Here is a 15,329-nt window from a genome sequence, read left to right on the forward strand (position 1 = left end):
ACTTAAAAACGTTTGAAAGCAGATATTTTAAAATGTATCCACTTGGCATAGTTAATTTTAGCAGAACAATATACGAATCAGTTTTTAATTCTAAAGTTTTTGTTAGAGTTACCACTTATAAAAGTGCAAATTATAATCAGTTATTTATTAAAGTAAAAAGGGCATATGAATGTCGCTTCTTATTTTTTTAGTCCTCGGGTAATTAGCCGAAATCTCTTAGCTTTCAAAATTGAAACACACGAGGATTTTTAATACATGTAAATAAATTACAACTTGTATATAACAAACGTGTCCGAAGTCAGGAAACATTTGCACAGCTTTTCATAAGAACTCTTGAGTGAACGGGTGTTTTTTTATTGATCCGCTATTACGATAAATCTCTGCTCACATTTAGGTATAAAATGGATTCATAAGTCTTAAAAAATCCGGTACACTTCAAAATAACGCTTTCACAGTTAAAAAAAAAATACACCTAATCTTAATTAAATAAACTAATATTATCCTGATTTATTAACTTTAAAAACAGTTTTGTAAACATGAGGCAAACTTTATTTTTACTTTTATGAAGTAAATACCTTTTAGCCACAAAAAGTTAAGGCGGTTTAAAAATATTCAACAAAAGTTTTGTGGCAAAATCGTGGCACAAGCTTTTCTGCAAAAATAAAATAGCATGCAAATCAAGTGTATAAATGTGTAGGTTCGAATGTGCCGCTGAACATCAAATACTAAAATACAATTATTTATAAAACGTCAATTTTCTGAAGTGCACTAAATGAATAACCTATTTTTATATGTTTGAGATGATTTGGCAAATCCGAATAATGGACTTAATTTAGTTCCAAGCTCAGTGTAGTACCAGAACCTTATCAGACAGTTTAACAGAACCGCAAACAAAACCAAAATGAAATCAATAGTTCAACATTTAAGAGAAGAAAAAAAACTAACCCAATCTGAACTTGCTGAAAAAACGGGTCTTTCGTTACGAACTATTCAACGTATTGAAGCTGGAAATACTCCAAAAGGATTTACGCTGCAAACCCTAGCCAGTGTGTTTGAAATTGCACCTGAAAAATTACAAGCTTCAGAAGAAGGCACAAATGTTAACAGAGCAAAACTGATTAATCTTAGCATTTTGTGTGGAATTCTATTTCCATACGGTGGAGTGATCGTGCCCCTATTTTTGACTTACAAAACAGAAAACACTAAAAATAGGGACTTAGGAAAGAGTATGGTGAGTATTCAAATTCTGCTGACGATGGCATTAAGCGTTTCTCTGATCGCAAGCCCCTTTCTTCAAAAAGGATTAACTGTTAGATTTCCAATATTTTTAATCCCTTTAATAGCAACTATTGTCCTTCAATTAGCAGTTGTAATTTTAAACGGGATAAGTTTAAACCAAAAGCAAGATTTGCCTAAAAAACTAAAAGTCAATTTTTTATAAAATCTGTCAGCACATTGACGTATAATTGTCATATCAATTTTGAAAGGAAATTGATATCATAAATAGAAATTTGTAAAAAAATTATACTTATGAAAATCGTAAAGAAAATTGTGTTGGCTTTTTTAGTTTTATTTGTTTTGTCTTCCATTAGTGGCTACATCTATTTTGATCAAAAATTTACACCGGAACAAAATTACTTGAAGGTCGAAAACGAGAGCGGTCCCGTTTCATTTAAATGGATTGGCAATGAAAAAAATGTTTTGCTACTTCCGATTCATTTCGAAGGTGACGCCGAAAATTATTATTTGCAATTTGATACCGGTTCTCCTTACACCGTTTTTTATTCAAAATCGATCAAAAATATTTCTCAAATATCAACAAAGGGAAGTGTTGCAAAAACCGCGTTTTCCATTGGTAAAACAAAAATAGCTTCGGACTATTTCAAAATTTATGAACTAGAAAATGACATTAAAAATGATTCCATTAAAATCATTGGAACAATAGGAGCCGATATTTTAGAAAACCGAAAATCACTGATTAATTTTAAAGAAAGTTTTATTTCATTAAATCTAAATAAAGCGCCAGCAAGCTTTCAAAAAAATTTGGCAGATTTTGAATTTAAAAAGAGAAAAATAATAATTAAAGGCTTTTTAAAAGGACAGGAAGAAGATTTTTTATTTGACTCAGGAACCAGCGCATATGAATTATTAACCAGTAAAGAAGTTTGGCACGAATTAAAATTATCGAATAGTAAAACAACTATTGAGAAGTCGCAATCTTGGAAAAGGGTTTTAACGACTTATACCGCAGATTGTAATCAAAACATTATATTTGACAATCAAAAAATCCCTTTGAAAAATGTTACTTACGTAGAAGGTTATTCGAAAATGCAATATGCAATGATGAAATTTTCGGGAATGACGGGAATGTTAGGTAACAAAATATTTTTAAATAAAAATTTGTACTTAGACTGTTTACAAAACAAAATGGGAATTGAATAAAACCTTATGCTAACAGCCTCTTTACGCAATTGCGGAATTTTCTTAGACGGAAAATTCATTTTTACGAAGAAGGTTATCTTGAGAACTGTAGCAAAAAATTACCATAGATGGACATAGAAAAAGTATTTAAAAAAATTTCAATAAGAGGCAGGTTTGCTTTTGGCGTAAAATGTATTGAGAGATATATTTCAGAAAACAAAATAGAAATCAAAAGTATTGACAAACTTTTAACTCAGTTATGGGAATTTACAGAGTCTGAAAATTTAGACGTTTGGGATGAAAAAATTAGTGATTTAAATCCAACTAACATCTTAGAGATAGAATACGAAAAATTTCCAGATGATTTTCCAACAATAGATGCATCAGAATATAAGGAATTAAAAAAAATCTATCAAAATCTAAATCAAGATCTAATTAAACTGATTTCAAAAACAATCGAAATAGGAACATCTAATTTATATGGTGGTACTGGAGGATATAGCAATCATAGTTTAATCCCAACAATTGAAGTTTATAAAATAGCGGAAAAATCATTATCAAAAATGCCTGATGTGAATAGTTTTATCCAATTTAGATTTTCTGAATTTAATGGTTGGGGAAATAAAATCGTAAGACATAATATTGAATAAAATACGTTTGTTAACAGGTTCAACTGGATTTGAGCATTGGAGTTTAATGGAAAGTTAGTTTATTTACTTGGCCTGATCGCTATCGCTTAAGCGGAAAATCCGAAGAGCTTAATTTAGTCTCAAAGCCGCTGTGGCACCGGAACGTTGCGCGTAATTTTACCTCAAAACATAGAAAACATGAATTTATACAAAAGAATTATTGAAATAATTGATGCGAACCTGATTCACTGTCTTATTCCAATAATTCTAACCTTAATAGTTATAGAGCTTCTTTTCAAAAAACGTTTTGCAACTAAAAAAGTACTGCATTTAATTTGCTGGATAATCATTTTATATTCAATAATTACCTGGACTTATTCATTAGCAGGAATGATATTTTATCCTGAAGAATTTGCATTTATTGAAAGAGCGACAGGTTCATACAGCTGGGCGTATTGGACAATGTTTTTATCCGGATTGATTTTACCTTTCGCATTATTTATAAAAAAAATATCTTCAAACTTTTATTATGTACTATTTGTAGCCATTTTTATGAAAATAGGCTTCTATTTTGAACGGTTTGTTATAATGGTGACGATTTTCCATCGGGAATATGGAACTGAAAGGGAAAATACTGAATTTACCGAATCCCTCCCATTTGCAATACTAATGCTATTTATCCAAGGAATTATAATTGCCATAATTTTATTAAGCATCTTTGAAATTATAAAAAAGAAAAGGATTAAAGGTCAAAGCTTTCTCAACGACTTATGAAATTATTCTCTATATTTTAATTGAATTAAAATTATACCGACAAGTTTTTATGCTTTGAATTACAGCAAAAGAACAATAATGGCTCTATTAGCCCCGATAGCAGTTAAATCCTTTTGTGCCTGGGTTTGTCACCCTCCAGTACTTTTTATATTGGTCCATCCTGAATATATTATTATTACCTACAAATTCAAATTACACATCAATTATACCTGAAATAAGGATAAAACTCGCTAATTAAAATATCCCCTTACAGTGTTTTTTCTTTCTTTGCAACAAATCTATCGGTATCCGTTTCAATTATCATCTTACAATTGTTGGTCGTGTGTGGGGATTATATAAAGGAGATATTTTAACTATGTAAAATAACATACCATTCACAATTTAATTTTGCTTTTGTAAGAATTATTTCAATTAAATATAATAACCTTATGAGGACGCTGCTATTAATTATATACTGTGTTTTTACTAGCCTTTCTTACTCACAGGAGCAGAAATTCACACCTAAGCTCAAGCTGGCTATGGAGACCTATGCCTTTTTAAAAGGTCAGAGTGCCGCTCTCAAGAAAGTCGGAATACAGTTCCCGGAACTTCAGAATGATGTTAAGGCGGTGGCAGATAGTTCACAATTAGTATTTGGACGTGCAGAGAAAAATATAGATCAATTTTTAAAATATGAGCTGGACAATGTAGAATTCACTTCAATGCAAAGAAGAATAGACTCTTTGCTGAATGAACATTTAAAACATCCAATTCAAAAAGAAGAATATGCACGCAATTTTCTTAAAAAAGTCAGATTCGAATTACTGCTCAGTAAGGCAGACGATATTCAAAAAAGTATTATTTCATTTGCATACTATGATGCTCCACATCAGGAAGTTATTGATGGACATGTTGTTGATTTTACAACCAATCGACATCCTAAAGCTGAAAAGTCTGCTGTTAAAGTAATTATACCTAAAAGCTGGAGAGCTGAGGAAGCAGAAATGTCTGAAACCGTACAGCAGTTTACAAGCCATGACGGAAAAGGCTCTGAGAAAATTCTAATAGTGGTTCATGACCTGACTGCAGAAGACAAAAATATTATTCTTAACAAAAAGACTATTAGTGAAATGGTATCTTCTCATACCAACATTATACGTACTGAAACTATAACCATTGATGGTTTACCTGGAATGATGATTGAAGTTGAAGAAATATTAAATTTGTCAGATACCAGGAAGAAAATACGTATGCTGCAGTTTATGTTTGCCTACAACCAAAAATTATACTGCCTGCAAGGGAGTATCGGTCCAGCCGACATAAACCAGAATCTGGACCGTCATATAAAAAAATATGAACCGCTGTTCCGGCTTATCGCAGCCGGAACACAAATAGTTGACTAATTATGTGCCAGCCATAGTCCGTTAACCATCATTACTAGATATTCAAATAATGAATTATAACATTCATTTTAAACAAGTTAAATTTTTTAAAAAGTTTTTTTTTTTAGAAAATTTTGTCTTTTTAAGTTTCGTGGCAACATCGTGGCAATCTAGTTTTAAAAAATTAAAAACGCAGGAAATACAAGGGTTTCAAGCTTATAGTTCGAATCCTGCTCTCCCCACAAAAAAGTCCTAATGAAAATTAGGGCTTTTTTTATGGAAAATTTCATTGCTAAAAATTAAAATCTCCAGTAAATTCAAAAAATATAAAAAAGCTGCAAATCCAAGGATTTGCAGCTTTTTGTTTTTAAGGAAATTTCCAATCTTTATCTTTCAGCAAAATGTGCCACAGAATCACACCTGAACGCTTGTAAATACAAAAGTTAAGGAGGTTAATGACTTGTTTATTTGAGTGTATAATTCTACATTTATTAATCTAAAAAGTTGAATTATGTGAGAGAAGAGTTTTGGGATGTTTTTTTTTGAAAACAGCCCACAAAGGAAGTAAAATTAGAGCAGTTCATCTTAGAATAGCCGTAGACGGCATTACTAAAGAAGCATCCACCAAACGCAAATGGGAATATTCAATTCATAAAAGACTTTGAGTTTTACCTTAGAACAATTAGAAATTGCAGCAACAATATAAACTTTAATACATTGCTAATTTCAAAAAAACAGTAATCCGTGCAATTGACAAGGAGATAATTCTAAAAGATCCTTTTAAAAACCTCAAAGGAAGAAAAACAAAGTTGGTAAAACAACCTCTTTCAACTCAGGAATTATATGAATTGGAAAGACATTATTTCACTACAGACAGGCTCAATGTAGTGAGAGATGTGTTTGTATTTCAGTGCTACACAGGATTGGCTTACATTGACGTATACCAGCTTAGTAGGTCAGATATTAAAAATGGAATTGACTGCAACTTATGGATCATGTCTGAGAGACAGAAAAACAAATTCTAGCACGAATGTCCCGCTCCTACCTCAGGCACTTAAAATAATTAAGAAGTATAAAGATCACCCGCTTTGTTTGCAGCGTGGCAGAGTTCTGCCAGTTTATTCCAACCAGAAAATAAATGAGTATCTTAAATTCCGCGAAAAGCACCTCAATGAGGTGCTTTTTAAATTTCAATACTTTCCTTACTTTATAAAATTTATATTTTATCTTATTTTATTTTAACAATTACTTTTTAAAACAAAAATCCCCAATATTCAAAATAAATCCCCACAACCAATAACGAAAATAAGATTGTTGCATTAACGCTTTTATTTGAAATCGTCTGGATTTTAAGAATAAAATAAAGTATTGAAAGTATTGTAAATAGTATAAAAACCCATTGCGTTATAAAGAGATAATTAAATTGATTGAATATTCCGAAAGCAAGTATATAAAAATTATCCTGAGCCGTGGTATTTACAGCCAAAATAAATCCGATAATGGTAAAAAAACTTAATAAGGAGGTTATTATAATTAAATACTTTAAAAATTTATTTTGTTTTTTATCTTTTGTTTTTACAATCAATTCATAACCAAAAAAGAAGATTGAAATTAATAATATAATGAGTGCTGTAAAAAGCGGACCAAAAAAGAGGAGGTTAAATTCGTTAAGACTTTTGGCGAAACTAGAAACTCCTGCATTAATTTTTACATCTGTAACAAAATGAACTTTATTATCTGATTCTAATTCTTTTGTATCCGGTCTTTGATTTGGATTTTTTACAAATTCTGCAGCAATTTGAACTCCAAGTTTTGAAAAAGCAGGCGTATGACCCGAAACTGGGGCATTTACCAGAAATCCGTTTTTGAATCTCGCTGCTGTAATTTTACCATTTGAAGCCGGAGTAATAGGATCAAAATTTCCTGCAAATACTAATACCGGTGCCGTTAATGCTGAAAGGTTTGATAAATCATTTACCGCTAATCGTTTATTTGCTCCTAAATTCCATTTATTACAAACTACAAAATCTGATTTGTAAAACGAAAGTCCGCCTTTTAATTTTTTGTAATCAAGTGCATCTTTATTAAATTCTGAAACAGAATTATTCGGTACAGCCTCATTACAGCTTACACAATAATACTGACCATAATCTAAACCCAAAGCTCCTGAAAAAGCAGCAACCAAAGAACTCAAAGTACTTTTATTTTCTTTATTAAATTCAGTTATCAATAACGGTATTACTTCTATTAATTTTTTTTGATATAGTGATTGCTGAATCGCAATTTTAAAATCTTCAGCATTATAGGTAAACTTTCCGCTTGGAATTATTTTATTGTCAACCTTAACTGTAATTGGGTTTTTCGCTAATTTTTCTATGGTTTTAAAATATGTGTTTTCCAGATTTGGATATTGCTTATTACAGTTAGGATCATTTTCGCAAGCGCTAAATACCTTTTTTAGACTATTCATATAATTCTCCGTATTATAATTGTAATATTGGGCAATATCTGAAATCGAAGAATCGAGAATTAGTGATTTAATATCCTGAGGAAAGTCATTTGCATAAACCTGAGCGGTATAAGTACCATACGAAACAGCATAAACATTCCACTTATCGTATTTTAAGGCAATTTTTAAAGCATTTAAATCCTTAACAATTGATTTACTGTTATAGGCATTTATATCAATACCTCTGTTTAATAAATCTTGTTTACAGGCTATTGAAGCAATTGTTTTTTGCTGTTCATCCTGCGTACTATTCTGATTTTTTGCTAATATTTCCAAAAATGTTTTCCCTAAGTCCGGGCAAAATTTTGGCAGAGAATTTCCTGTACCTCTCACATCAAATAAAACAATATCGCTGTTTTTTCTTAACGGATGGACCAGCCACGGCCATATTCCAGCAACACCTCCAGATCCTGGCCCGCCGTCTATATAGACAACCGGATTTGAATTTGTATTTTTTGAAGTGCTTTTTAAAACTGCCACAGCAATTTTAATGGTTTTTCCTGTTGGTTTATCCCAGTTTTCAGGAACGGTTAAGTACGACCATTTTATGTTTTCCTGAGCAAGGTTTTTATCTCCGGGAAAAAAAGTGGTTCTTTTTTCTAATTTAAAGGTATTTGTTTGCGCAAACAAACAAGTTGATGACATAGATAGTAATAAAAACAGGATAATTAATTTTTTCATTTTGATTGAATTAAATTATGGTTTTACAGGGTAATTTTTTTGAGGTAAATTTCACTAATATCGTTTTTTAGTGAGAGGTGACATTTGTATTTTTCATCTATTTTTACTTCGGTCAGATAATATTTTTCTTCATTGATTTTAGTAGTATTATCTAAAATTTCAAATGATTTTAAGGGAATGATCAATCCGTGTCCCTGAGCTTTTAAGACCGCTTCTTTTTGAGTCCAATAATCAAAAAAGGCTTCTTTTTTATTCGAAGACAAAACAATTTTGTCCCACTCTTTTTGGGTCATTTGAGATTTGAAATCAGCTGTTTCAATGTTAGTTATAATTTCAACATCAATCCCGATTTCATGTTCGTCGCTTAAGGCGCAAACCACAATTTCACCTGAATGTGAAATATTAAAAAGAACTGAATTATCTTCAAAATAGGGTTTATTATACAAGGTTTGTATAATCTCTTTGGCTTCAGGTTTCTGCTTGTAGGTTTCTTTTACTCCTTTAAATAGCAATATTCGTCCCAGAAGCGATAATTGGGCATCTTGCCACCTTTGAAATCGGTTGATTTTCTCTTGGTAATCAGCGGGAAATTGAGGTAAATCATTTTTCAATAAACTTTCATGATTTTCCTCGGACAGGTAAGAATAATAAATGTAAATCAAAAGATATTTTTTTTAGAGATTAAAATCAAATAATAGAATAAAGTATTTATAAATGCTAAAAATTAAAGTCAAAATCGATTTCTTCCAGCTTATTGGTTATTGTTATCGGATATTCAATTTCTGATATTTTAATCGAAGGTTTTTCTATTAGTTGAGATAATAATTTTTTAAAAGTTGTTATCAGAAATGCGATTGTGATTTCTTCGTATTTGTTGTTATATGAAACATTGACTTTGAGATTGCCATTGCTTTCAAAAAAATTAAATAATAAAGGCAACCTGCTGTAATTTGTATCTGCGGGTATATATTTTAATTCAGCATGATCCATTTTTATAGTTTCCTGAAATGAAAAATCCGGATTTTGATACGTTACCAAAACATCAAACAAAGTTTCTTTTTTGAGTTGTGATGGAAAATCCTGGTAAGTATCCATTAAAAGCATGTTTTTTTGAACCTGATCTAACATACTTAAAAAATCCAGACTTTCGTTTAACTGAACACGAAGAGGCAGCGTTTTTACAAACATTCCTATCATTGCAGCAATATCAGATACATTTCTTCCTGAATTGACTGTTCCTAATACAATATCATTGTGATCGCTAATTTTATAAACAAGCACATTTAAAACAGAAATTACAATATTATGCGGTGTACTTTTTTGCTTCTGGGCAAACTGTTTCAGAGCTTTTGTTTCTTCTTTTGTAAATTCCTCATAAAAATGTGATCCTTTTTGGAGTTTCTCATCAAGATTAAAATCACTTGTAATCGTTTCTTTTATAACATAACCCGTTAAGTATTTTTTCCAAAAGTCTAAAGCTGCAGTATTTTCTTTATTAGATGATAACCAGGCTGTATAATCTTTAAACTGAATATCTTGTTTTTTAATTAAAGTACCCGAATGCTTATAGTCTTGGACAAATTGTTTGGTTATAAATTCTAATGAAACACCATCCATAATAATATGATGTGTACAAAATACTAATGTTGATGTTGTGTCGCTGGTTTGTAGAAGCATCATTTTTAAAAGCAAATCATGTTCTAAATCAAAAGGAGTTTCTATATAATCCTGAATAATTTGTGCAGCCTTATCTTTTTTAGTTTGTAATTTAGTTATTTTAAAAGCAACGGTTTCCTCTTGTTTTATTTTTTGAAAAACATGTCCTTTACTTTCTACAAAATTGGTTCGAAGTATTTCATTTTCAATAATTAATTGTGATAAGACATGATTAATTTTATCAGGAAAAACAGTTCCTTTGATTTCAAAAACAGCTACCATATTGTAAGCAATTGACTTTTGATAATCCTGACAGGCAATCCACAATTCATGTTGCGAAGGCGTTATGACAAAATCTGTTTTTAGAGACGTAAAAGGAATACTGGTTTTATGATTCGGTTTTAAAGTCGCTAAATAATTCGTCATTAATTCAATTGTAGGATAATCGAAAATCGTTTTTAAAGTAACTTTGAACAAAAGATTTTTGGCTATTAATCCCGCTAGTTTAACTGCGTTTAATGAATGTCCGCCAAGAGCAAAAAAATTATCGTTTACACTTATTGCTTTTTTACTGTCTAGCACTTCTGTGTAATATTGAGAAAGTATTTTTTCTAAATCTGAATTTGGCGCTTTAAAATCATCTTCAATTTTATCATGTTCAATGGTTCTTTGTGCTAAATTTTTTCGGTCAATTTTTTGATTTGGTGTTAACGGAAACTCGTCTAAAAGAATAATGGCATTCGGAATCATATAATAGGGAAGATTGATTTTTAATGCATTCAAAATTTCTTTTGTATCAATTTCTTCTTCCGTTTTTAAAACATACGCAACTAAAAAAACGTCTTGCTGATTTCCTTTTCTGGCAATAACAACAGATTCTCTAATTCCGAAAATCTCATTTAAATGTGATTCTATATCTCCCAGTTCAATTCGATAGCCTCTAATTTTAACCTGATTGTCATTTCTTCCTAAAAATTCTATTTCGCCTTTTTCATTCCATTTACCAACATCTCCGGTTTCGTACATTAAAGTTGTTGCATCAAATGGGTTTTTAATAAATTTTTCTTTAGTTAATGGCTCATTTTTATAATACCCTTTTGCTAATCCATCGCCGGCGATGTAAATGGCTCCTGAAGTTTCTATTGGTTTCGGCGTTAAAAATGAATCTAGTATGTAGATTTGTGTATTGTGTATGGGTTTACCAATGTTTGATGCTTCTTTCGAGTCCTCCAGTTTTTTGTGGCTTGACCAAATCGTAGTTTCTGTTGGGCCATACATATTCCAGACTTCTAAACTATTGTCTATTAACTTTTCGGCTAATGCTTCACTTAATAAATCGCCTCCACAAAGTATTTTTAATCGTTTATCTCCAACCCAATCAGCATTAAACAACATTTGATAAAAACTTGGCGTGGCCTGGATTATGGTCGGCTGTATCTCTCCTATTTTTTGAATAATCGCATTTGGATCTGCTAAAATTTCCTGATTTGCAATATATGAGGTAGCTCCGGAAATTAAGGGCACAAAAAACTCCAGAATCGAAATATCAAAAGAATAAGTAGTTACCGAAAAAAATACATCATTTGACTGAACTCCGGGTTCTTTTTGAATACTGATCAAAAAATTAAGCAATGACTGATGTCCAATTTCAACACCTTTTGGGTTTCCTGTTGAACCTGATGTGTAAATGATATAAGCAGTATCCTGAGGTGAAATTGTTACAGATTGATTTCCTTCAAATGCTTTTATTTCTTCTAAAATAGTTTCTAAGGATATGGTTTGTACCTCATCACTTGTATTTAAGGAATGTTCTTTTTCATTTATAAGAACTTTAATCTGACTATTGTCTATAATGTAATTCAATCTATCCTCAGGGAATGTTGGGTCCAAAGGAATATAGGATCTTCCAGACTTTAGTATTCCTAATAAAACAATGACAATATTGGCAGAACGCCCTAATAAAACCGCAATGGGAGATTTATCTTCTTCGCCATAAGTCGTTATAAAATATGCTGCTATTTGGTTCGATAATTTATGAAGTTCCGAATAAGAATAGGTTTTGTAATCGTCTTTTAAAGCTTCTTTGGAACTAAAATTTTCAACTTGTTTTTCAAATAAATCAAGGAATGTTTTCTCTTTTTGATAATCAGCTTTTGTATTATTAAATGTTTCTAAAACCTCCTTTTTTTCCTCTTTCCCCAAATAATCCAATTCTTTTAATATTTGATTTGGAGTATCTAAAATGGCATAAATTAAATTTTCAAAATGCTGTACCACTCGCGTAATTTGTACCTCATTAAAATAATTTAAATTATAATCAAAGTCAATTTTTACATCTTCCTGTTCGTCAAATTCTCTTATATAAATGGCCAAAGCAACACGTTCTGATTTATGCGTTAACGGAATTACCTGAGTTTGTGTGTGAAGAAAATTATTAGAATAATTTTGTTTTTCGTACGAAAGTGTGATGTTGAATAACCTTTCTTTCTCACTAAAAATCTGAAGTTCCTGAATTAGTTTTCCTAACGGAAATCGCTGATGACGATAATCATTTCTTAAGGTATTTTTTATCTCAACAATTAAATCCTGAAAAGAAGCATTAAAGTCTATCGGGATTCTTAAAGGCGAAATTCCCATGAAAAGCCCAACTGTTTTCTTGTAAATTGATTTGCTTCTGTTTAAAACAGGTAAACCTATTGCAAAATTATTATTCTGGTGTTTTCTCCCAAAATAGGTATATAAAATCGCCAGAATTAGATTAAACGTAGAACATTTATAAGTTGTTGCCAACTGACTTAACTGATTATAAACTTCTCTTTTAAGAATCAGTTCTTTACGCTCACTTTTATTGGTTTGAATATTATCTTCTATTTTATCAAATAAGTTTTCAGATAAAGATTGAAATTTTTTAACCCAATATTTTTTATCCTCATCATAAGACTCAGATTCCTGATAAGCCGCATCATCTTCTGCAAAATCTTTATAACTAAAAGGGTAGATTGTTGTAATTTCTCCGTACTCAAGAATCTCGTTGTAATTTTGAACTAATCTCTGAAACATCAGTGACGTTCCCCATCCATCTGTTATAATATGATGATACACAGAAAATAAGTAATGATAATTTTCCCCGACTTTAACCAGAGTAAAAACATGTAAAAGATGTTCTCCTAACAAATCAAAAGGTTTGGCAAATTCCTCCTGCATATAAGAAGTTGCTGCTTCGTAAGGCTTCTGATATTGAGAAAAATCGACAAAACCTAATTCTGAATAATGCTCTTCGACTATTTTTATCGTAACATTTTCCTGTTCATTAATAAGCACACTTCTATACGCATCATGCTGCTTAATAAGTGCATTGTATGCTTTTTTAAAGACTTCTGCATTTATTACTCCTTTTATTTTAATCTTAGCGCCAATATTATATATGGCTTCGTTAGGATATAATAACTGCTCGAAATAAACATCTTGTTGAGGAAGGGTCAGTTTCATTTTAAAATATTTTTACATAGAGACAACTAAGCAAAAGAAGTTTAGCTTAGTTGTAAGGAATTGAAGAAATAAGTTTTTTTTGATTATAAAGTTCTGAAGAAGTGCTCTATGCCCAGAATAATTCTTTATTGTATTCTTTTGTTTTATCCACTTTTACTTCGGTATCAATTTTACCGTAGTTAAATTTTATAATTCTGTCTGCCAGATGAAAATAGGCGTCATCGTGTGTAACGGCTATAATTGTTTTTCCTTCTGCTTTTAATTTTAGAATGAGTTCTTCGTAGAAAAATTTCCTGAAATAAGGATCCTGATCGGCAGCCCATTCATCTAAAACGAGGATTGGTTTTTTCTCCATTAAAGCAAAAATCATAGACATTCTTTTCCCTTGTCCTTTAGAAAATTTTCTTCTCGCAGAACTTTCTTTATCATCTGTAATTACTTTATCCAGTTTCATCATTTCCAGTAATTGCTTGTATTCCGGATTATTCTCCACCGTATATTCTTCATAATTATGAGAAAATATGTGATCGTCTGTAAATACCGCAGCTATTAAATTTTGAATTTCCTGACTGGATTGGATTTCTTTTCCGTTTAAGAGTATTTCACCTTTAGATGGTGTGTACAAACCTGTAAATGTGTTGATAAAGGTGCTTTTTCCTGAACCGTTTCCGCCAACAATAAAGATGATTTCGCCTTCATTTACGGTTAGATTTACAGGGCCTAAAGCAAAAGCTGTATCGTTAAGATTATTGTTGTATGAAAAATGGATGTCTTTGAATTCGATACTTTCAAAGGGCGTATTCGTTACTTCGATTTGTGGCTTTATATCTTCATGTACTTCAAAATCTTTTAAGAAATTCTTGATTCTTTGGTGAGCAACAATAAAACGGGTGTATGTTTGCTGCAGGTTAATCAGGTTGTTTATTGGGCCCGATATGAATAAAACGATCACAACATAAGCAATAACATCTGCCTGAGCCAGCAATCCCCAGCCTGGTAATAAAAACAAAATTGTCGCAATAATGGCATACAAACCGTATTGGCTAATAAGATTAATAGACAAAAAGGTGTAACTAATTTTAAAGTCTAATTCTCCAGCCTGATCTCGGTTTGGTTTTAAAAATTTATTCATCAAATTTTCAGTTCTGAAGAAACTCAATTTTAATTTCTTAAATCCTTTCATTACATCATCTACATACTTATAATAGTCATCATTGTATTCTCTAAGGCCTACTACTTTTTTAGACATCGAATTGATTACAAACAGATAACACGCTGCAACGGCAATAATCAACACGACAACTATAAGAGCAGAAGTTACAGAAATCGTAAACATGTAGATTAAACAAAGAACCAGCATTAACACAGAATTTACCGTATGCGTTATTGTATAAGGCAAAAGTCCGAATACTCTTAAATCTTCGACAACTGTAAAGAAACGCTGAGATCCTAAATTTTCTAATTTTATAAGTGATGCCTGAAGGATTTTTGAGAATATCAGTTTTTCATTATCATATAACATTTTAAATGAAAATTCATTTAGTCCTTTCTGGAAAATGATGTTTAACAAATAGGTATACACAATAATGGCGAAAAAAACCATTCCGGTGTAGTCTTGCATGAATGCCTTATTACCAGATAAAGTATTGTTTATAATGTAAACTATTCCGAAGCTAAGAATGGTATTTGGCAATGCATATGCAGCCAGAAAAAGAATATTTTTTACTGATATTTTAAACATCTTAAAAGTTTTTTGTGGTTTATAAAGTTTAAGGAACAGGGATACCTTATTTAAAAATGGAGATTCTA

Annotated in this window: 9 protein-coding genes; 5 read left to right on the forward strand and 4 right to left on the reverse strand. The window is 31.0% G+C overall.

Annotation, left to right across the window (positions count from 1 at the left end; all coding sequences use genetic code 11):
- Positions 1-901 precede the first annotated feature (901 nt).
- From EV143_RS10950 to EV143_RS10970, 5 genes are all read left to right on the forward strand, one after another.
- Complete coding sequence (locus EV143_RS10950) at positions 902-1,441, forward strand: helix-turn-helix domain-containing protein (protein WP_133507986.1); 540 nt, start codon at positions 902-904, stop codon at positions 1,439-1,441.
- Positions 1,442-1,530: 89 nt separating this feature from the next.
- Complete coding sequence (locus EV143_RS10955; RefSeq protein WP_133507987.1) at positions 1,531-2,442, forward strand: hypothetical protein; 912 nt, start codon at positions 1,531-1,533, stop codon at positions 2,440-2,442.
- Between the two features lie 107 nt (positions 2,443-2,549).
- Complete coding sequence (locus tag EV143_RS10960; RefSeq protein WP_133507988.1) at positions 2,550-3,071, forward strand: hypothetical protein; 522 nt, start codon at positions 2,550-2,552, stop codon at positions 3,069-3,071.
- Between the two features lie 177 nt (positions 3,072-3,248).
- Positions 3,249-3,824, forward strand: a complete 576-nt coding sequence (locus EV143_RS10965) for a hypothetical protein (RefSeq protein WP_133507989.1) — start codon at positions 3,249-3,251, stop codon at positions 3,822-3,824.
- Between the two features lie 518 nt (positions 3,825-4,342).
- Positions 4,343-5,206, forward strand: a complete 864-nt coding sequence (locus EV143_RS10970; protein WP_133507990.1) for a hypothetical protein — start codon at positions 4,343-4,345, stop codon at positions 5,204-5,206.
- 1,231 nt (positions 5,207-6,437) lie between these two features.
- On the opposite strand, the gene EV143_RS10980 is transcribed toward EV143_RS10970, so the two are convergent.
- The 4 genes from EV143_RS10980 to EV143_RS10995 all read right to left on the reverse strand — a co-directional run bounded on the left by EV143_RS10980 (position 6,438) and on the right by EV143_RS10995 (position 15,261).
- A complete protein-coding gene (locus tag EV143_RS10980; RefSeq protein WP_133507991.1) occupies positions 6,438-8,375 on the reverse strand; it encodes an alpha/beta fold hydrolase in 1,938 nt (645 codons plus the stop codon).
- Positions 8,376-8,398: 23 nt separating this feature from the next.
- Positions 8,399-9,037 (reverse strand): 4'-phosphopantetheinyl transferase family protein, encoded by a 639-nt coding sequence (locus tag EV143_RS10985; RefSeq protein WP_133507992.1) that lies wholly within the window; start codon positions 9,035-9,037, stop codon positions 8,399-8,401.
- Between the two features lie 55 nt (positions 9,038-9,092).
- The gene (locus tag EV143_RS10990; RefSeq protein WP_133507993.1) at positions 9,093-13,520 is read right to left on the reverse strand and encodes a non-ribosomal peptide synthetase; all 4,428 of its coding nucleotides are present in this window, start codon (positions 13,518-13,520) and stop codon (positions 9,093-9,095) included.
- 106 nt (positions 13,521-13,626) lie between these two features.
- Positions 13,627-15,261, reverse strand: coding sequence for a cyclic peptide export ABC transporter (locus tag EV143_RS10995; protein ID WP_133507994.1), 1,635 nt, complete (start codon positions 15,259-15,261; stop codon positions 13,627-13,629).
- Positions 15,262-15,329: the final 68 nt, after the last annotated feature.

The sequence above is a fragment of the Flavobacterium chryseum genome (assembly GCF_004362015.1).
Classification (GTDB): Bacteria; Bacteroidota; Bacteroidia; order Flavobacteriales; family Flavobacteriaceae; genus Flavobacterium.